The sequence below is a fragment of the Hydrogenophaga flava NBRC 102514 genome (assembly GCF_001571145.1).
GTDB classification, from domain to species: domain Bacteria; phylum Pseudomonadota; class Gammaproteobacteria; order Burkholderiales; family Burkholderiaceae_C; genus Hydrogenophaga; species Hydrogenophaga flava.
In genome coordinates, this window is sequence record NZ_BCTF01000029.1 from 24210 (window position 1) to 43937 (window position 19728).

Consider the following 19728-nt stretch of genomic DNA (forward strand, 5'->3'; position numbering starts at 1 on the left):
CTCAGCCCTCCAGCGTTTCCAGCAGCTCGGTCTCGATCTGGATCTGGCGCTTGTTGACCTGCAGCTCGGGGCCGCTGATCAGGAAGGTGTCCTCGACGCGCTCGCCCAGGGTGCTGACCTTGGCCAGCTGCACGCTGATCTGGTGCTGGGCCAGCACGCGCGAGATGCAGTAAAGCAGGCCGGCGCGGTCGCTGGCCGAGACGCTCAGCAGCCAGCGCTGGGCCTTTTCGTCCGGCCGCAGATCCACCCGCGGCGTGATCGGGAAGCTCTTGACGCGCCGGGACAGCCGCCCCTTGCTGGGCGGCGGCAGAGGGCCGCGTTCGTCGATGGTGCTGGCGAGCTTGTTTTCGACCATCGCGATCAGCTCGCGGTAGTGCTCCGACAGTGTGGGCGCCACCACCTGGAAGGTGTCCAGTGCGTGCCCGGTCATCGTGGTGTGGATGCGGGCGTCAAGGATCGAGAACCCGGCGTTGTCGAAGTAACCGCAGATGCGGGCGAAGAGGTCGTTCTGGTCCGGCGAATAGACCAGCACCTGCAGGCCCTCACCCTCGGGCGAGAGGCGGGCCCGCACGATGGCGGCGTCGGGCGCGCTCGCCTCACCGGCTGGCGCTGAGGCCACCCCGGATTCGCTGCGCGCGTTGATGGCCAGCTGGCGCGAGAGCACCCGGGTGTGCCAGGCGATTTCGTCGGCCTGGTGGCGCATGAAGTAGCCCACGTCCAGCGTGTCCCACAGCGTCTTGTGCGCCTGGTGGGGCAGGGCGTGCAGCGCCAGCATCGACAGGGCCTCGCGCTTGCGCGCCTCGACCACGGCGTCGGGGTCGGGGGCACGGCCGCCCAGCGCACGCAGCGTATAGCGGTACAGGTCTTCCAGCAGCTTGCCCTTCCAGGCGTTCCACACCTTGGGGCTGGTGCCACGGATATCGGCCACCGTGAGCAGGTAGAGCGCGGTGAGGTAGCGCTCGTTGCCCACGCGCCGGGCGAAGGCTCCGATCACGTCCGGGTCGCTCAGGTCTTCCTTCTGCGCGATGCGGCTCATGGTCAGGTGTTCGGACACCAGGAACTCGATCAGCCGTGTGTCTTCACGCGCAATGCCGTGCTGGCGGCAGAAGCTGCGCACGTCGCGCGCACCCAGTTCGGAGTGGTCGCCGCCGCGGCCCTTGGCGATGTCGTGGAACAGCGCCGCCACGCAGAAGATCCAGGGCTTGTCCCAGCCCGCGGCCAGCTGCGAGCAGAACGGGTATTCGTGCGAGTGCTCGGCAATGAAGAAGCGGCGCACGTTGCGCAGCACCATCAGGATGTGCTGGTCCACGGTGTAGACGTGGAACAGGTCGTGCTGCATCTGGCCGACGATGTGGCGGAACACCCAGAGGTAGCGGCCCAGCACCGAGGTCTGGTTCATCAGCCGCATGGCGTGGGTGATGCCCTCGGGCTGCTGCAGGATCTGCAGGAAGGTGGCCCGGTTGACCGGATCGGCGCGGAAGGCACCGTTCATGATCGGGCGCGCGTTGTAGAGCGCGCGCAGCGTGCGTGCCGACAGGCCCTTGATGCCCACCGTGGTCTGGTAGAGCAGGAAGGTTTCGAGGATGGCGTGCGGCTGCCGGAGGTAGAGGTGGTCGCTCGCCACCTCCAGCATGCCGGCCTTGTCGTAGAACCGCTCGTTGATCGGGCGCATCTGGTCGGCGCCGTGTTCGTCGCTGTTCAGGCGCTCCTCGATATTGAGCAGCAGAATCTGGTTGAGCTGGGTCACGGCCTTGGCGGCCCAGTAGTAGCGCCGCATCAGCTCCTCGCTGGCGCGGCGGGCCAAGCGGGCCGTGGGCGCGGGTGGCTGCTCGTCAGGTCCGGTGGGGGCCGGCGCCTGTGCCTTGTAGCCAAAAGACTCGGCCACCGCGGTCTGCAGGTCGAACACCAGCCGGTCCTCGCGCCGGTGGGCCAGCAGATGAAGCCGCGCGCGGATCAGGCTCAGCAGGGCCTCGTTGGCCTTGATCTGGCGCACCTCCAGCGGCGTGGCCAGGCCCCGCCGTGCCAGCTCGTCCCAGCTGCGGCCCAGACCGGCGGCCTTGGCGACCCAGAGAATGACCTGCAGATCGCGCAGGCCGCCCGGCGACTCCTTGCAGTTGGGTTCGAGCGAGTAGGGCGTGTTCTCGTACTTGGTGTGGCGCTGGCGCATTTCCAGCGTCTTGGCCACGAAGAAGGCCTTGGGGTCCATGACCTCGCCCAGGCGCCGCGCCAGGCCGGTGAACTGCGCCCGCGAGCCCACGATGAGCCGGCATTCGAGCAGCGAGGTCTGCACGGTCACGTCGCGCTCGGCCTCTTCGACGCACTCGGCGGCGGTGCGCACGCTGGAGCCGATTTCCAGGCCCACGTCCCAGCAGGCGCCGATGAAGGATTCCAGACGCGCCTTCAGCGCTTCGTCGCCATCCGGTGTCGCCCCGTCGGGCAGCAGCACCAGCACGTCGACGTCCGAGTTCGGGAACAGCTCGCCACGGCCATAGCCACCGACGGCCAGCAGCGAGAAACCGGGACCGAAACCCGCGTTGGTCCAGAGCTGCCGCAGCGTGCCGTCGGTCAGCCGGGCCAGTTGCTGCAGGGTGCGGCGCACGCCGCGGGTCGATGACCCCTGTTCGCCCAGCTGGGTGAACAGAGTGGTTTTGTCTTCGCGGTAGCGTTGGCGCAGCGCGCCGAGATCGCCTGCGGCTTCAGCCATGGGAACGCTCCGGAATCAGCAGGCGGTGGTGGTCACGAACGAGGGCAGGGGCGGGCTGCCGGCCGAGAGCGTGAGCACGTCGTAGCCCGTGGGCGTGACCAGCACGGTGTGCTCCCACTGTGCGGACAGCGAGCGGTCGCGCGTGACGATGGTCCAGCCGTCGCCCATCTCCTTGATGTCGCGCTTGCCGGCGTTGATCATGGGCTCGATGGTGAAGGTCATGCCCGGTTTGAGCTCTTCGAGCGTCCCGGGGCGGCCGTAGTGCAGCACCTGCGGTTCTTCGTGGAAGCGCTGGCCGATGCCGTGGCCGCAGAACTCGCGCACCACCGAGTAGCTGTTGCCTTCGGCATAGGTCTGGATGGCGTGGCCGATGTCGCCCAGCCGCACACCGGGTTTGACCATCACGATGCCCTTCCACATCGCCTCGAAGGTGACCTGGGTCAGCCGGCGGGCCTGCACGCTGCAGGCGGCCTCGCCACCGATGAGGAACATGCGGCTGTTGTCGCCGTACCAGCCCTCGGGCGTGATCACGGTGACGTCGACGTTGAGGATGTCGCCCTTCTTGAGCGGCTTGTCGTTGGGGATGCCGTGGCAGACGACGTGGTTGATCGAGGTGCAGAGGTGGCCCGGGTAGGGCGGGTAGCCCGGGGGCTGGTAACCGATGGTGGCCGAGCGCGTGCCCTGCTGCTTCATGTACTCGGCCGAGAGGCGGTCGATCTCCAGCGTGGTCACGCCGGGCTGGATGTGCGGGGTCAGGAAGTCCAGCACTTCGGACGCCAGCCGGCAGGCCGTGCGCATGCCGGCGATGCCAGCCTCGTCTTTGTAGGTGATGCTCATGGGGCGCAATTATCCCGTGGCGGGCAACGGTTTGAAACGAAGGGTGAAATAGCCACCCGGGCGCTGTCGTCACTCCTATACTCGCCCGCTCCCCAACCACCCCCCCACAGAGAGGCGCTTGCATGAAAAAGCTTTTGATCACCGGTTTGTCCCTGATGGCCCTGTCGGGCACCGCACTGGCGCAAGGCGTTGGCGTGTACGGCGTCGTCGGCACGGGTGGCCTGGGCGTGGGCCTGAACCTGCCGGTGGGACCGGCCCTGGGCATTCGCGGCGAGCTGGCCAGCCTGACCGAATCGGACACCTACACCGAAGACCAGATTACCTACAAGGGCGACCTCAAACTCAAGGGCAACGGCGTGTTCGTCGACTTCCGCCCCTTCCTGGGCACGTTCCGCATGGTTGGCGGCGCCACCTTCGGGGGCACCTCGGCCGCGCTGAACGCGCAGGCCACGAACGGCTCGGTCACCATCGACGGCCAGCGCTTCGACGCCACCGGCAACTCGCTGCGCGCCGACATCAAGTACCCGAGCACCATGCCCTACATCGGCGTGGGCTGGGGCCATGGCCGCCACAACGAGCCAGGCTGGACCTTCGGTCTGGACCTGGGTGTGTCGATCGGCAAGCCCAAGGTCAAGCTGACCGGTTCGGGCGGTCTGCTGGCCCAGCCGGGCGCCTCCGCCGCCATCGCCGCGGAAGAACGCAAGGTGCAGGACGACCTGAACAGCGCCAAGGTGCTGCCGGTCATCAAGGTGAGCGTCGGATACCAGTTCTGACGCGCCGGTGAGCCGCCGGGCGGCGGGTAAAATCGCGGGCTTTCCCCCATCCCCCGGGACGCCCCGCGCCCGCCAGCCCCAAGGCCACCCACCGTGACCCTGCACCTGCGCTTTTTTGACGGCGGCAACGCCATCAGCGACTTCAAAGTCCAGCAACTCCTGCCCCGTCTGCAGGGCATTTCCGACAAGATCACCGGCCTCAGCGCCCGCTTCGTGCACCTGGCGTCCTTCGACGCCGAGCCCGACACCGCCACGGTGGAGCGCCTGGGCCAGCTGATGACCTACGGCGAGCCAGCTTCCGAGGCCTTCGCTGCTGCTGAAAAGGCCGGTGCCCCCGCTCTCTACGTGCTGCCTCGCCTGGGCACCGTCTCGCCCTGGGCCTCCAAGGCCACCGACATCGCGCACAACTGCGGTCTGGCACTGCACCGCGTCGAGCGCCTGGTCGAGTTTCGCATCGGCCTCAAGAGCGGCCTGCTGGGCAAGGCGAGCCTGTCCGACGACCAGCTGCGCGCCGTTGCCGATGCGCTGCACGACCGCATGACGGAGGCCGTGACCACCGAGCGCAGCCAGGCCGAAGCCCTGTTCACCGAGCTGCACCCGGCGCCCATGGAGCACGTGGACGTGCTGGGCGGCGGTCGCGCGGCGCTGGAAAAGGCCAACACCGACTGGGGCCTGGCCCTGGCCGACGACGAGATCGACTACCTGGTCAACGCTTTCAACGGCCTGAAGCGCAACCCGACCGACGTTGAGCTGATGATGTTCGCGCAGGCCAACAGCGAGCACTGCCGCCACAAGATCTTCAACGCGCAGTTCACCATCGACGGCGTGGCGCAGGACAAGAGCCTGTTCGGCATGATCCGCCACACGCACCAGACGAGCCCGCAGCACACCATCGTGGCGTACTCGGACAACGCGTCCATCATGGAAGGCCACCATCTGGAGCGCTTCGTGGCCAAGGCCGGTGGCAACGCCTCGCCGGCTTACCGGGCGGAAGCCGCGACCCACCACATCCTGATGAAGGTGGAAACCCACAACCACCCGACCGCGATTTCCCCGTTTCCCGGTGCCTCCACCGGCGCTGGCGGCGAGATCCGCGACGAGGGCGCGACCGGCCGCGGCTCCAAGCCCAAGGCCGGCCTGACCGGCTTCACCGTCTCCAAACTCTGGGGCGGCATGAGCGACCAGCCGGGCGGCAAGCCCGAGCACATCGCCAGCCCGCTGCAGATCATGACCGAGGGCCCGCTGGGCGGTGCCGCGTTCAACAACGAGTTCGGACGTCCGAACCTGCTGGGCTACTTCCGCGAATACGAGCAGGACGTGGGCGGCGTGACCCGCGGCTACCACAAGCCCATCATGATCGCGGGCGGCCTGGGCCAGATCGACGCCGGCCAGACCAAAAAGATCGACTTCCCGGCCGGCACGCTGCTGATTCAGCTGGGCGGCCCGGGCATGAAGATCGGCATGGGCGGCGGCGCGGCGAGTTCGATGGCGACCGGCACCAACGCCGCCTCGCTGGACTTCGATTCCGTGCAGCGTGGCAACCCCGAGATCGAGCGCCGAGCGCAGGAAGTCATCAACCACTGCTTGGCGCAGGGCGAGAAGAACCCGGTGCTGTTCATCCACGACGTGGGCGCGGGCGGCCTGTCCAACGCCTTCCCCGAACTGGTGAACGACGCTGGCCGCGGTGCTCGCTTTGATTTGCGCGCCGTACCGCTGGAAGAGAGCGGCCTGGCGCCCAAGGAAATCTGGTGCAACGAGAGTCAGGAACGTTACGTGCTGGCCATCGCGCCCGAGTCTCTGGAGCAATTCAAGGCCTTCTGCGAGCGCGAGCGTTGCCCGTTCTCGGTGGTCGGCGTGGCGACCGAGGAGCGTCACCTGTCGCTGGTCGATGAGGGCAACGAAAGCCCGGTCGATATGCCCATGGACGTGCTGCTGGGCAAGCCGCCCAAGATGCACCGCGACGTGAAAACGGTCCAGCGCACCTTCAAACCGATGGACCTGACCGGCGTTTCGCTGGAAAAGGCCGTCATCGACGTGCTGAGCCATCCCACCGTCGCCTCCAAGCGCTTCCTGGTCACCATCGGCGACCGCACCGTGGGGGGGCTCTCCCACCGTGACCAGATGGTGGGCCCCTGGCAGGTGCCAGTGGGCGACTGCGCCGTGACCCTGGCCGACTACGCCGGTTTCGCCGGCGAGGCCATGAGCATGGGTGAACGCACGCCGCTGGCGTCCATCGACGCCGCAGCCTCGGGCCGCATGGCAGTGGCCGAAGCGATCACCAACCTGCTGGCCGCACCCATCGAGCTGCCCCGCGTCAAGCTGTCGGCCAACTGGATGGCCGCCTGCGGCGAACCCGGTGAAGACGCCGACCTGTACGCCACCGTCAAGGCCATCGGCATGGAGCTGTGCCCGGCGCTGGACGTGTCGGTGCCGGTGGGCAAGGACAGCCTGTCCATGCGCACGCAGTGGACGGCCGATGGCGAAAAGAAGAAGGTCACCTCGCCGGTGAGCCTGATCGTCAGCGCCTTCGCGACGCTGGCCGACGTGCGCGGCACCCTCACGCCGCAGCTCAACCGCGATATCGACGACACCACCCTGGTGCTGGTCGACCTGGGCAAGGGCCGCAACCGCCTCGGCGGCAGCGTGCTGGGACTGACGCTGGGCCAGCCCGGTGACGAGGTGCCCGATCTGGACAGCCCGCAGGACCTGATCAACCTCGTCAACGCGGTGAACGCGCTGCGCGCGCAGGGCCAGATCCTGGCCTACCACGACCGTTCGGACGGCGGCCTGCTGGCGGCTGCGGCCGAAATGGCCTTTGCCGGCCACGTGGGCGTGTCGCTGAACGTGGACATGTTGGTCACCGAAGGCGACGGCATCTCCGACAGCCGCATGGACAGCGGCGATGCCAAGAACTGGGCGCAGCAGGTCAGCGTCCGCCGCGAGGAGCTCACGCTCAAGGCCCTGTTCAGCGAAGAGCTGGGCGTGTTGCTGCAGGTGAAGACCGAAGACCGTAACGCCGTGATGCAGACCCTGCGCGAGCACGGCCTGTCCAAGCACAGCCACTTCGTCGGCAAGACCCGCCCGGCGTCCTCGTCCATCGACGTGGGCAAGGGCCAGTTGCAGGTCTGGCGCGACACCAAGGCGGTGTTCAACGCCAGCCTGTTTGACCTGCAGCAGGTCTGGGACAGCGTGAGCTGGAAGATCAACCAGCAGCGCGACAACCCGGCCTGCGCCGACAGCGAGCACGCCGCCGCCGGTGTGCCGTCCGATCCTGGCATGCACGTCAGTCTCACGTTCGACCCGGCTGACAACGTGGCCGCGCCGTTCCTGAACCTGAGCCGCCCCAAGGTCGCGATCCTGCGCGAGCAGGGGGTGAACTCGCACGTGGAGATGGCCTACGCCTTCACGCAGGCGGGCTTCGAGGCCTACGACGTGCACATGACCGACCTGCAGTCGGGCCGCGCGAAGCTGGCCGACTTCAAGGGTGTGGTTGCCTGCGGCGGTTTCAGCTACGGCGACACGCTGGGCGCCGGCATCGGCTGGGCGCGCAGCATCACCTTCAACCCGGTGCTGTCGGAACAGTTCCAGGGCTTCTTCGGCCGCGCCGACACCTTCGGCCTGGGCGTGTGCAACGGCTGCCAGATGTTCGCCGAGCTGGCCGACATCATCCCCGGCGCCGAGGCCTGGCCGCGCTTCACCACCAACCAGAGCGAGCGCTTTGAGGCCCGCCTGTCCATGGTGGAAGTGCTGGACTCGCCCAGCCTGTTCCTGCAGGGCATGGCCGGCAGCCGCCTGCCGATCGCCGTGGCGCACGGGGAAGGCTTTGCCAACTTCAAGCACCGCGGCAATCCGGCGCAGGCCATCGCCGCCATGCGCTTCGTGGACAACAGCGGCACTGCTACCGAGCAGTACCCGTTCAACCCCAACGGCAGCCCGGGCGGCCTGACGGCGGTGACCACGGCCGACGGCCGCTTCACGGCCATGATGCCGCACCCCGAGCGCGTGTTCCGCAACATCCAGATGAGCTGGACCAGTGGCAACGCCAGCGAACTCAGCCCGTGGATGCGCATCTGGCGCAACGCGCGCAAGTTCGTCGGCTGACCCCGCGATGAGCCGCCAGCACCCGCTGCCCGCCGACACTGTCCAGGCCTACGCCCGCGACGGGGCGGTGGTGCTGCGGGGCATGCTCAACGCCGACGATCTGCGCACGCTCGAAGCCGGTATCGAGCACAACCTGGCCCACCTGAGCCCGCTGGCCCTGGTGGCGAGCGAGCCGGACGACCCAGGTCGCTTCGTCGAAGACTTCTGCACCTGGCAGACCAACCCGGACTACCAGCGCATCCTCCAGGAATCGGCACTACCCCACCTGGCGGCGCAGCTGATGCAGAGCCGGACGGTTCGCCTGTACCACGACCACCTGCTGGTCAAGGAAGCCGGCACGCGTCAGCCCACGCCCTGGCATCAGGACCAGCCGTACTACAACGTCGGCGGCAGGCAGAACGTGAGCTTCTGGATTCCGGTCGATCCGGTTCCGCTGGCGAGCACGCTGCGTTTCGTGGCTGGCTCGCACGACGGCACCTGGTACATGCCGCGCACCTTCCGCGACCAGCAGGCCAAGTGGTTCCCGGAGGGCACGCTGGCCGAGCTGCCGCCCATCGACGCCGAGCCCGGCACCTACCGGCAACTGGGCTGGGCGCTGGAGCCGGGCGACTGCGTGGCCTTCCACATGCTCAGCCTGCACGCCAGCAGCGGCACCGGCCCTGGCGCGCGGCGCCGCGTGTTTTCGGCCCGCTACCTGGGCGATGACGCGGTGCACGCGCCTCGCTGCTGGCGCACGTCTCCACCATTCCCCGGCCTCGACCAGCGCCTGCCCGAGGGCGCCGCGATGGACGATTCGCTGTTTCCCCTTGTCTGGTCCTGAAGAAAGTTGAACCCCCTCCATGGCCTCCAGCCTGCTTGCACTGCTTGACGACATCGCCACCCTGCTCGACGACGTGGCCACCATGACCAAGGTCGCGGCGCGCCAGAGCGTGTCCGCCGCCGACGACGTGGCGGCCATGACGCAGATGGCCGCGAAAAAGACGGCCGGCGTACTGGGCGACGACCTGGCGCTCAACGCGCAGCAGGTGACGGGCGTGAACGCCGACCGCGAACTGCCGGTGGTCTGGGCCGTGGCCAAGGGCTCGCTGCTGAACAAGGCCATCCTCGTGCCGGCCGCGCTGGCCATCAGCGCCGTGGCGCCCTGGGCGATCACCCCGCTGCTCATGCTGGGCGGCCTTTTCCTGTGCTTCGAAGGTGCCGAGAAGCTGATGCACAAGTTCTTCCACGCCAAGGAAGACGACGAAGCCCACCGCGCCGAACTGGTGAAGGCAGTGAGCGACGAGAAGGTGGACCTGGTCGCGTTCGAGAAGGAGAAGATCAAGGGCGCCGTGCGCACCGACTTCATCCTCTCGGCCGAGATCATCGTCATCACCCTGGGCGCGGTCGCCACCGCGCCCTTCGCCCAGCAGGTCGCTGTGCTGGTCGGCATCTCGCTGATCATGACCGTCGGCGTATATGGCCTGGTTGGTGGCATAGTCAAGCTCGACGACGCGGGCCTCCACCTCAGCCGCAGCGGCTCAGCCGCCGCCCAGGCTTTTGGCCGTGGGCTGCTGGCATTCGCGCCCTGGCTCATGAAGGCGCTGTCGGTGCTGGGCACGGCTGCGATGTTTCTGGTGGGAGGTGGCATCCTGCTGCACGGCGTTCCGGCGCTGGGGCACGCGGTTGAGCACTGGGCCGAGGGCCTGGGTGCCATCGGTGGCGCGGTCAACAGCCTGGCTGGTGGTGTGGCCGGTCTGCTCGCCGGCATCCTGTGCGTGCTGCTGTTCAACGCCTTCAACAAGCTGCGCGGCCAGTCCGCACACTGAATCAACGAGGGCAGGCCTTGACTTGTGTCAAGGCCCCAAAAACGCGGCAGGCCCAGACTGGCATCCAGATCGTGAGTGTGCTGAAGACCGGCTTCGGTGCACACCAACCCGAGAGGAGTCGCCATGAACACCGCCGTTGACACCGATGCCCCGCTGAACAACTTCTCGAACTGCCACAGCGGCATTCTCAAGCGCCTGAATGCGCTGGACGAGCTGCCCGCATTGCTGGAACCCGCCGCCCGCGCCCGCCAGATCGCCGAGCAGTCGCTGGAGTTCTTCCGCGAAGCCATCTTCGAACACCATCTGGAAGAGGAGCGCGAGCTGTTCCCCGCGGTGGTCGCTAGCGCGCAGCCCGGCGAGGAACTGGAGCGCGTGAAGGCCATGACCAAGCGCCTGACCGAGGAACACCGCATGGTCGAGGCGCTGTGGAAACGGCTGGAAAAGGGCCTCAAACAGGTCGCCAAAGGTCAGAGCACCGATCTCGACATCGGCGAGGTGCAGCGCCTGGTGACCGAGTACACGGCGCACGCCGCCTATGAAGAGGCCGAATTCCTGCCGCTGTCGGAAGTCATCCTGGGCCGCAACAGCAACCACATGGCGGCGCTGGGCCTGAGCCTGCACATGCGCCACGTCAAGCCGGTGGCGGCGTATATCTGACCGGTACAGGACATGAAAAAAGGGCGCTGAGGCGCCCCTTTTTCATGGGGGGCCGGCAGGAGGCTGCGGTGTGCGGTACAGTCGCCGCCCCATGAACAGTCCTGTGTTGCCCTCGAACCCCAGCCCCGAGCACTGGCGCGTGGATGCCGGCACCGACTCGGTTGCCGTGCTCGACATTCCAGGCCTCAATGGCCGGGCCCGCGTGTTCGATGTGGACGCCACGCTGCTGGTCAACGTGCCTGCGGATGCAGAAGGGGCCTGGCTGGAACTGACGGTGGAGTTTGATGGCCAGCGTCAGTGGCACCGCCGCATACCGGCCCATAACCCAGGTCAGACCGACGGGCTGGACTACCACCAGCGGCTGAGACTTGAGGCTGAGCAGGGCGTGCGTGTGCGCGCTGTGGCGAAATTCAAGGGCGCGCAGGTTCGGCAGTTGCTACTGGAGGCGCGGGAGGATGTGTAGAGGTCGAACGGCCACATTAACAAAGCAAAACAATGAACATCACCGTGAGGCCGGCGCAGGCTTCGGACATTCCAGCGACAGCGGCACTGTTTGACCTTTACCGGCAGTTCTACGAGCAGCCGGCCGATCTGGCGCTGGCGCAGAACTTCATCACCCAGCGATGGACCCGCGAGGAGTCTGTTCTGCTGGTGGCCGAGGGCGCGACCGGGTTGGTGGGTTTCTGCCAGCTGTACCCGACCTTTTGCTCGGTGGAAGCCAAGCCCATCTACACCCTGTACGACCTGTTCGTGGCGCCTGACATGCGCAAGGCCGGCGTCGGGCGCTTGCTGCTGCTGGCCGCGGAAGCCCATGCAGCCCAGCAAGGCAAGGCGCGCATGGACCTCACCACCGCCAGAACCAATGCCACGGCCCAGCGGCTGTACGAATCTCTGGGCTGGGTGCGCGACGAAGTCTTCCTGACCTACAACCGCCGGGTTCAGGCGCCTGCCACCGGCCGCGTCCGGTAGAACTTCACCGGGCTCGCCGGCACGGCGTTCATCACGCTGCGCTTGATCCTGCCGACCACGTGCATCTCGCAGGGCTTGCAGTCGAAGCGCAGGGTCAGCTTCTCTTTGCCGTTGATCAGCTGCATCGGCTCGGCCTTCACCGTGCCCTGCACACCGGTCACGCCCTTGGCCTGCTTGGGGCAGAGGCTGAGCGAGAAGCGCACGCAGTGCTTGGTGATCATCAGGCTGACTTCGCCTTCTTCCTCGTGGCTTTCGTATGCGGCGGCGATCACCTTCACGCCGTGTTTCGCATAGAAGTCGCGCGCCTTGTGGTTGAACACGTTGGCCAGGTAGGTGAGTGTGTCTTCCGGGTAGTTCACGGGCGGAACGACCGGCACGGCGCGCGGCAGGCGGTGCCAGGCCGCCGCGCGAGCCGCTTCGAGGCGCTCCACCGCGTCTCGGCGCAGAGCGTTGAGCTGCGACGCCGGAACGAAGCGCGGGCCGTTGAGGTTCAGCGTCACGTCCAGCGGCTGGAACAGGGTGTCGCCCAGGCGTGAGACGTTCTCGCGCAGCTTGGCCTCGGCCTGGCTCGGGTCCTTGGCGTCCTGCAGAGGGCCGTGAACCAGGGTTGAATAGGTGGCGGTACCGCTGTGGCCGTCTTCGTCGGTGATGGTGAGTTCAAGACCGTCAGCGGTTTCAGCCAGTGTCTGCCAGGCACCGATGCGACGTTCGGCCGACTTCTTCTCCAGCCCGCGCACCCAGTCCATGTCCCGGTTGCGGTTGATCTGCACGCCCTTGCGCAGGTCCTTGAACCCCTCCATGGGGTCTTTCGGGAACACCCGCCAGAGGCCTTTCTGGTTGACCGCTTCGGCGCGGTTGATCTGCAGGCCCACCAGTTCCTTCTGCAGGTCCAGGTAACACAGGCCGTCGCCGTTGTGGATGACCGTGTCCTGTTCGTCGGTCTGCAGCTCCACGAAGTTGGGGCCGGTGGCAGTGACGAAACCGATCGGGCGGCCCGGGTTCTTGGGCGTGTCGAAGGCCCCGATGTCTTCCTTGCGGCCCTGCACGAAGTAGTCGGTGAACTCGCGGTTGAAGTTCTGGTTCGGGTCGGGCTGGAAGTGGAAGGTGCATTCGCCGCTGCTGGCGCGGGCCAGCTCGGGACGTTCCTCCAGGATCTCGTCCAGCAGCACGCGGTAGTGCGCGGTGATGTTCTTGACGTAGGCCATGTCCTTGTAGCGGCCTTCGATCTTGAAGCTGCGCACGCCGGCATCGATGATCTCGCGCAGGTTGTCGCTCTGGTTGTTGTCCTTCATCGAGAGCACATGCTTGTCGTGCGCGACGATGCGGCCCTGGCTGTCTTTCACTTCGTATGGCAGGCGGCAGGCCTGCGAGCAGTCGCCCCGGTTGGCGCTGCGGCCGGTGTGGGCGTGGCTGATGAAGCACTGGCCGCTGTAGGCCACGCAGAGCGCGCCGTGCACGAAGAATTCGAGGATGGCGCGGCCCGGTGCGTCCTTCGGGCCGAGCGCGGCGTCGATGGCGGCGATCTGCTGCAGCGTCAGTTCGCGCGCCAGCACGATCTGGGAAAGCCCCGCGTCCTGCAGGAAGCGCGCCTTCTCTGGCGTGCGGATGTCGGTCTGGGTGCTGGCGTGCAGCTGGATGGGCGGCAGGTCGATCTCCAGCAAGCCCATGTCCTGCACGATCAGCGCGTCCACGCCCGCGTCGTACAGCTGCCAGGCCAGCTTGCGCGCCGGCTCCAGCTCGTCGTCGCGCAGGATGGTGTTCATCGTCACGAAGATGCGGCTGTTGTAGCGGTGCGCGTGGGCCGCGAGGCGGGCGATGTCCTGCACCGAGTTGTCAGCACTCGTGCGGGCGCCGAAGGACGGGCCGCCGATGTAGACCGCGTCGGCCCCGTGGTTCACGGCCTCGATGCCGATGTCGGCGTCGCGGGCTGGGGCAAGCAGTTCGAGCTGGTGGGGCAACATGGTGACGCGAAAAATGAGGGCAGAGCAGGCAGAATCGGGGCCACGAACGGCCCCGCAATCGAACCCGATATTGTCCCGGAGATCGCCCATGCCTGCATCCCAAGACCTTTCCAGCACCGCCATCGTCCTCGTTCACGGCTCCTGGCACGGCGCCTGGTGCTGGAAGCGGGTGCTGCCGCTGCTGCGCGGCGCCGGCGTGGACGCCCATGCTGTCACGCTCACCGGTGTGGGCGAGCGGGCCCACCTGCTGAGCCCGATGGTCGGTATCAACACCCACATCCAGGACGTGATCGGGCTGATCGAGGCCGAAGAACTGGAACGGGTGGTGCTGGTCGGCCACAGCTACGCCGGCAACCTGATCACCTGTGTGGCCGACCGCCTGCAGCGCTCTCACCCGGGCTTGCTGCAGCACCTGGTCTACCTGGACGCGGGCATTCCCGATCCGGGCAACAGCTGGAGCACGCCCCACTCGGCGGAGACTGTAGCCAAGCGCGCCGCCGAGGCGCAGCAGAGCAGCGGCGGGCTGAGCTTTCCGCCACCGGACGCGAGCGTGTTCGGCCTGGAGGGCGCCGACCGCGACTGGGTCAACCGCCGCCAGACGCCGCAGCCCTACCGCCTCTACCACGAGACACTGCTGTTCGACCCGGCCCTGGTCTGGTCCCTCCCGCACAGCTTCATCGACTGCACGAACCCGCCGCTGGCCACCATCGACGCCGCCCGCAAGCGGGTGCGCAGCGAACCAGGCTGGACGGTGTACGAGCTGGCGACCGGCCACGACCCGATGGTCAGCGCGCCGCGCGAGCTGGCGCAGCTGCTGCTGAAGGTGCACTCCAGTTGCCGGTGAAAGCCACACCCCGGCTGGACCACATCGACCTTCTGCGTGCGGTGGCGATGCTGTGGATGACGGTCTTCCATTTCAGCTTCGACCTCAACCACTTCGGTTTCATCTCACAGGACTTCTACGACGACCCGTTCTGGACCTGGCAGCGCACGTTCATCGTGAGCTTGTTCCTGTTCACCGCCGGGCTGTCGCAGGCGGTGGCGCTGCAGCAGGGACAGGGCTGGCCGCGCTTCTGGAAACGCTGGGCGCAGGTGGCGGGCGGTGCGCTGCTGGTATCGGCCGGTTCCTGGCTGATGTTCCCGGACACCTTCATCTACTTCGGCATCCTGCACGGCATTGCGGCGATGCTGATCCTGGTGCGGCTGACAGCGGGCTGGGGCACCTGGCTCTGGCCGCTGGGGGCGGTGGCGATCTCGATGAAGTGGGTGGCGCCGCTGGTGATCAGCGCGCTTCCGTCGCTGGCTTTTCTGAATCAGCCCGGCTGGAACGCGCTGGGCTTCATCAGCGAGCTGCCTGTGACCGAGGACTACGCGCCGGTGCTGCCCTGGCTGGGCGTGATGTGGTGGGGCGTCGCGGCCGGCCGCTGGGCGCTGGCACACCGGCCGCCGTGGCTGGGCGCGGGTGACGCGCCGGCCACCGGGCTTCGGCGCTCTCTGGTGGTGCTGGGGCGCTGGAGTCTGTCGTATTACCTGCTTCACCAGCCGGTGATGATCGGCCTGCTGGCGGCCTTCGCCTGGTGGCGCGGCTGAGCCGGTTCAGGCGCAGAACGGCCTCAGAAACTGCGCGGCCACGAACAGATCCTTCTCGATCGCCCGCCGCACGCCGGCGCTGTCGCGCAGGCGCAGCGCCATCACCGCGTCGCCGTGGGCGTCGTTGATCACGCGCTGCGAGGCCTCCACCTCGAACAGCTTGTTCGACAGCGGCCCGACCTTGAGCCAGACGGTCTCGATCAGCGAGAGCAGGGTAGGGGAGGCGGCGGCCTGGTACAGGCGCAGGTGGAACAGCTCGTTGGCGTCAAGATAGCCCTTGGCATCACCGGCCTTGAGCGCCTCGCGCATCTGCTGCTCCAGCGCCAGCAGCCCGGCCACACCGGCGGCGTCGAGCCGGTGGGCGCCGCGCTCGGCGGCCTCGCCTTCAAGCAGCAGGCGGGTCTGCAGCACGTCGTCGAATTCGGCCAGCGAGAGTTTGGGCACCTGCATGCCGGCGTGCGGCACGTTGACCAGCGCACCCTCGGCCGCCAGCCGCTGCAGCGCGGCGCGCACGGGCATCACGCCCACGCCCAGCTTCTCGGCGATGGCATGGATCTTCAGCCGTTCGCCCGGCAGGAACTGGCCCACCGTGACCCACTGGCGCAGCCGCGCGTAAGTCTCGTCCTGCTGGGTCGGAGCGGGGGTCTTCATGCCTTCTGCGTGATCTGGGTCAGCACCTCGTCGAGCGCGCCGATCAGCTGCGCGACGTGTTCGTCGCTGGTCTGTGGGCAGACCAGCATCATGTTGTGGAAGGGCGTGATCATGACACCGCGGTTGAGCAGGCCCAGGTGGATCAGGTGCTCCAGCTCGCCGTCGAGGATGCGGTCGGCCTCGCTGCCGGTCTTCGGCGGCGCGGGGCAGAACTGGAACTCCGTGCGCGCGCCGACCTGGGTGACGCACCAGGGCAGGCCATGCCGCGCGATCACCTCGCGCAGCCCGGCGGCCAGCCGCTGCGCCAGTGCCAGCATGTGCTCGTAGGCGGCAGGGGTCATGACCTCGGTCAGGGCGGCGCGCATGGCGGCCATGGCCAGCATGTTGCCGGTGAGCGTGGTGCCGATGCCGCTGTGGCCGGGCGGTGCTTCGCGCTTGGCCTTTTCGGCGCGGGCCGCGAGTTCGGCACTCATGCCGTAGACCGCGCAGGGCACGCCGCCGCCCACCGGTTTGCCCAGCACCAGGGCATCGGCGGCGATGCCGTGGGCGTGGGCGTAGCCGCCAGGGCCGGTGCTGATGGTGTGGGTCTCGTCCATCACCAGCAGCGTGCCGTGGCGGCGGATGATCTTCTGAGCCTCGGCCCAGAAGCCCGGCTCGGGCAGCACCATGCCGATGTTGGTCATCACCGGCTCGGCCAGCACGCAGGCCACGTCTCCACCGGCCAGCGTGGCATCGAGGGCGGCCAGGTCGTTGAATTCGACGACCACCGTGGCATCCAGCAGGTTGTGCACCTGGCCGAGCAGGCTCTCGCGCTGCACCGGCCGGCCGTCCACCAGATCGACGAACACGTCCTCAATGGTGCCGTGGTAACAGCCGTTGAACACCAGGATCTTCTTGCGGCCGGTGGCGGCGCGGAGCCAGCGCACGATGTAGCGGTTGGCATCGGTGGCGCTCATGGCGAACTGCCAGACCGGCAGACCGAAACGCTGCGCCAGCTGCTCGCCGACCACGGCCGCGTCCTCAGTGGCGAGCATGGTGGTGAAGCCGCGGGTGGCCTGGCGGGCGACGGCTTCGGCCACCGGGGTGGGCGAATGGCCGAACATGGCGCCGGTGTCGCCCAGGCAGAAGTCGACCAGGGTGTGGCCGTCCACATCGATGACCTGGGCGCCGCTGGCGTGGTCGACGTGCAGCGCGAACGGCGTGCCCCAGTCGTTCATCCAGTGAAGCGGCACCCCGAACAGCAGGTGGTCGCGGGCGCGGGCGGCGAGGGCGGCCGAGCGCGGGTGGGCCTCGTGGAAACGGGCGCGCTCCTGCGCGAGGAAGGTCTGTGCGCGCGGCCAGTCCAGGCCGGTGCGGGTGGGTCGTTGTTCTTGCGTCATGGGGGGGTCTCCTCAGACCAGCAGTAGCAGGTGTTCGCGCTCCCAGGAGCTGATCACGCGGTTGTAGGTGGCGTATTCGAGTTCCTTGACCGCGAGGAAAGCGTCGATGAAGGCGCCGCCGAACACCTCGCGCAGCGCCTCGCATTCGCGCATGCGGCGGATCGAGTCCTCCATGTGGCTGGGGAGGTCCTGGTCGCTGTCCCAGGCACTGGTTTTCATGGGCTCGCTAGGCTGGCGCTTCTCCATCAGCCCCAGGTAGCCCGCGCCCAGCGTTGCGGCCATGGCCAGGTAGGGGTTCACGTCGACGCCCGGCACGCGGTTCTCCACCCGGCGGTTGGCGGCGTCGGACTCGGGCACGCGGATGCCGCAGGTGCGGTTGTCGTAGCCCCACTGCACATTGATCGGCGCCGACATGTAGCGCGAGAGGCGGCGGTAGGAGTTCACATAGGGCGCCAGCATCGGCATGACCTGCGGCACATAGCGCTGCAGGCCGGCGATGAAATGGCGGAAGTTCGGCGTCACCGCGCCCTCGTGGTCACTGAAGATGTTCTGGCCAGTGGCGCGGTCCAGGATGCTCTGGTGGATGTGCATCGCGCTGCCGGGCTCGGCCTCCATCGGCTTGGCCATGAAGGTGGCGAAGATGCCGTGGCGCAGCGCGGTCTCGCGCACCGTGCGCTTGAACAGGAACACCCGGTCGGCCAGGTCCATGGCATCGCCGTGGGTGAAGTTGATCTCCATCTGGCCGGCGCCGGCCTCGTGGATCAGCGTCTCGACGCCCAGGCGGTGCACCTCGCAGAAGCGCGAGAGCTCCAGGAAAAAGGGGTCGAAATCGTTGACCGCATCGATGGAATACGACTGCCGGCCGGCCTCGGGCTTGCCGGTGCGGCCCAGCGGCGGCTGCAGCGGTTCGTGCGGGTTCTGCTGCCGGGCCACCAGGTAGAACTCCATTTCGGGCGCCACCACCGGCTGCCAGCCCTGGGCCTCGTACAGCGCCAGCACGCGGCGCAGCACGCTGCGCGGCGAGAGCGCAACGGGCGAGCCGTTGAACTCCTCACAGTCGTGAATGATCACCGCGACCTGTTCGGCCGCCCAGGGCACCATGCGCGCGGTCGACAGGTCGGGCACGCAGACCATGTCCGGGTCGGTGTCGCCGACGAACTCGGCGTTGTCGGGCTGCTGGCCGTTGACGGTGTTGAGCAAGACACTCTTGGGCAGGCGCATGTGCCCGGAACTGAGGAACAGGTCCTTCGGCAGGATCTTGCCGCGCGCGATCCCGGTCATGTCGGGGATGACGCACTCGACCTCGTGAATGCGGTGCTCGCTGAGGAAGCTTCGGATGTCGGTGGGGGGAGCGCTCATGATTAGATTTGATCAAAAAGATGATTGATTATCGCGTTATAACAAAAATCCTCCAATATTTGATCAAATCCAATTGCATGCCGGCCGACAGATCCACTGACCGACAGGCGAAAAAAAGCGCGGACAAGCCGCGCTTTTTTTGGGATGCCCCAGGCCTTACTGGATCTTGGCCTTCTCGCGCAGCGTGCGCTGGAAGTCGCCCAGCTTCTGCTGCTGCATCTGCTGCGCGATCTGCGGCTTGAGTTCTTCGAACGTCGGCAGCTTGGCCTGGCGCACGTCGTCGACACGGATGATGTGGTAACCGAACTGGCTCTTGACCGGCTCCTGGGTCATCTGGCCCTTTTCGAGCTTGATCATGGCCTCGGAAAACTCGGTCACGTAGCTGGCGGCGTTGGCCCAGTCCAGATCACCACCGTTGGCGCCGGAGCCCGGGTCCTTGGACTTGGCCTTGGCCTGGTCCTCGAACTTGGCGCCACCCTTGATGGCCGCAATGATGGCCTTGGCCTCGTCTTCCTTCTCGACCAGGATGTGGCGCGCACGGTATTCCTTGCCACCGTTGGCCGCAGCGAACTTGTCGTACTCGCCCTTCAGGTCGGCGTCGGACACCGGGTTCTTCTTCTGGTAGTCGGCGAACAGGGCGCGGATCATGATGGTCTGTCGGGCCAGCTCCATCTGCTCCTTGTATTCCGGCGTGGCGGCAATACCGCGCTTCTGGGCTTCCTGCATGAAGACTTCGCGCAGGATGACTTCTTCCTTGATCTGGGCGCGGGTGGCGTCATCGATCGGACGGCCGGAGGCTGCGATCTGCTGTTCCAGCGCGGTGACGCGGCTGCTGGGCACCGCCTTGCCGTTGACGATGGCGACGTTCTGGGCCATGGCCAGGGGGGCGGCAACGATCAGAGCCGCGGCGGTCAGGGCCGACAGGGAGAATTTCATGGTGTG

General features: G+C 67.3%; 16 protein-coding genes. 9 read left to right on the forward strand and 7 right to left on the reverse strand.

Annotated features, from left to right (window positions below):
- Position 1: 1 nt before the first annotated feature.
- Together HFL01S_RS20970 and map are read right to left on the reverse strand one after the other, a co-directional pair.
- Positions 2–2704: a [protein-PII] uridylyltransferase gene (locus HFL01S_RS20970; RefSeq protein WP_066262300.1), complete on the reverse strand. Its 2703-nt coding sequence runs from the start codon at positions 2702–2704 to the stop codon at positions 2–4.
- Between the two features lie 15 nt (positions 2705–2719).
- Positions 2720–3541, reverse strand: a complete 822-nt coding sequence (gene map / locus HFL01S_RS20975; protein WP_066262302.1) for a type I methionyl aminopeptidase — start codon at positions 3539–3541, stop codon at positions 2720–2722.
- Positions 3542–3663: 122 nt separating this feature from the next.
- On the opposite strand from map, the gene HFL01S_RS20980 reads away from it, so the two are divergent.
- The 7 genes from HFL01S_RS20980 (at position 3664) to HFL01S_RS21010 (ending at position 11846) form a co-directional block, all read left to right on the forward strand.
- The gene (locus tag HFL01S_RS20980) at positions 3664–4314 is read left to right on the forward strand and encodes a hypothetical protein (RefSeq protein WP_157538994.1); all 651 of its coding nucleotides are present in this window, start codon (positions 3664–3666) and stop codon (positions 4312–4314) included.
- A 93-nt stretch (positions 4315–4407) separates the two neighbouring features.
- Positions 4408–8415, forward strand: a complete 4008-nt coding sequence (purL, locus tag HFL01S_RS20985; RefSeq protein WP_066262306.1) for a phosphoribosylformylglycinamidine synthase — start codon at positions 4408–4410, stop codon at positions 8413–8415.
- Between the two features lie 7 nt (positions 8416–8422).
- On the forward strand, positions 8423–9235 hold the full coding sequence (locus tag HFL01S_RS20990; RefSeq protein ID WP_066262308.1) for a phytanoyl-CoA dioxygenase family protein: 813 nt from the start codon (positions 8423–8425) through the stop codon (positions 9233–9235).
- Between the two features lie 19 nt (positions 9236–9254).
- Positions 9255–10220, forward strand: a complete 966-nt coding sequence (locus HFL01S_RS20995; protein WP_066262310.1) for a DUF808 domain-containing protein — start codon at positions 9255–9257, stop codon at positions 10218–10220.
- A gap of 123 nt (positions 10221–10343) precedes the next feature.
- On the forward strand, positions 10344–10877 hold the full coding sequence (locus HFL01S_RS21000) for a hemerythrin domain-containing protein (protein WP_066262313.1): 534 nt from the start codon (positions 10344–10346) through the stop codon (positions 10875–10877).
- 91 nt (positions 10878–10968) lie between these two features.
- Positions 10969–11340, forward strand: a complete 372-nt coding sequence (locus HFL01S_RS21005) for a hypothetical protein (protein ID WP_066262314.1) — start codon at positions 10969–10971, stop codon at positions 11338–11340.
- A 32-nt stretch (positions 11341–11372) separates the two neighbouring features.
- A complete protein-coding gene (locus HFL01S_RS21010; RefSeq protein ID WP_066262315.1) occupies positions 11373–11846 on the forward strand; it encodes a GNAT family N-acetyltransferase in 474 nt (157 codons plus the stop codon).
- Here HFL01S_RS21010 and HFL01S_RS21015 read toward each other — a convergent pair.
- Positions 11816–13807 carry a peptidase U32 family protein gene (locus tag HFL01S_RS21015; RefSeq protein ID WP_066262318.1) on the reverse strand — a complete coding sequence of 664 codons (1992 nt, stop codon included), beginning with the start codon at positions 13805–13807 and terminating at the stop codon, positions 11816–11818. The two genes, HFL01S_RS21010 and HFL01S_RS21015, sit on opposite strands and share 31 nt — an antisense overlap.
- Before the next feature lie 88 nt (positions 13808–13895).
- Between HFL01S_RS21015 and HFL01S_RS25225 the strand changes: the two genes are divergently transcribed.
- Positions 13896–14651, forward strand: coding sequence for an alpha/beta fold hydrolase (locus tag HFL01S_RS25225; protein WP_066262322.1), 756 nt, complete (start codon positions 13896–13898; stop codon positions 14649–14651).
- 47 nt (positions 14652–14698) lie between these two features.
- Positions 14699–15397: a heparan-alpha-glucosaminide N-acetyltransferase gene (locus HFL01S_RS21025; protein WP_157538998.1), complete on the forward strand. Its 699-nt coding sequence runs from the start codon at positions 14699–14701 to the stop codon at positions 15395–15397.
- 6 nt (positions 15398–15403) lie between these two features.
- Here the strand turns inward: HFL01S_RS21025 and HFL01S_RS21030 are convergent, their stop codons facing one another.
- The 4 genes from HFL01S_RS21030 to HFL01S_RS21045 all read right to left on the reverse strand — a co-directional run bounded on the left by HFL01S_RS21030 (position 15404) and on the right by HFL01S_RS21045 (position 19722).
- Positions 15404–16048, reverse strand: coding sequence for a GntR family transcriptional regulator (locus tag HFL01S_RS21030; protein WP_066262325.1), 645 nt, complete (start codon positions 16046–16048; stop codon positions 15404–15406).
- Entirely contained in the window at positions 16045–17427 is a 1383-nt protein-coding gene (locus tag HFL01S_RS21035; RefSeq protein WP_066262328.1) for an aspartate aminotransferase family protein, read from the reverse strand. Before HFL01S_RS21035 ends, HFL01S_RS21030 begins: the two co-directional genes overlap by 4 nt.
- A 12-nt stretch (positions 17428–17439) precedes the next feature.
- A complete protein-coding gene (locus HFL01S_RS21040; RefSeq protein WP_066262330.1) occupies positions 17440–18786 on the reverse strand; it encodes a glutamine synthetase family protein in 1347 nt (448 codons plus the stop codon).
- Positions 18787–18942: 156 nt separating this feature from the next.
- Positions 18943–19722, reverse strand: a complete 780-nt coding sequence (locus HFL01S_RS21045; protein WP_066262332.1) for a foldase protein PrsA — start codon at positions 19720–19722, stop codon at positions 18943–18945.
- Positions 19723–19728: the final 6 nt, after the last annotated feature.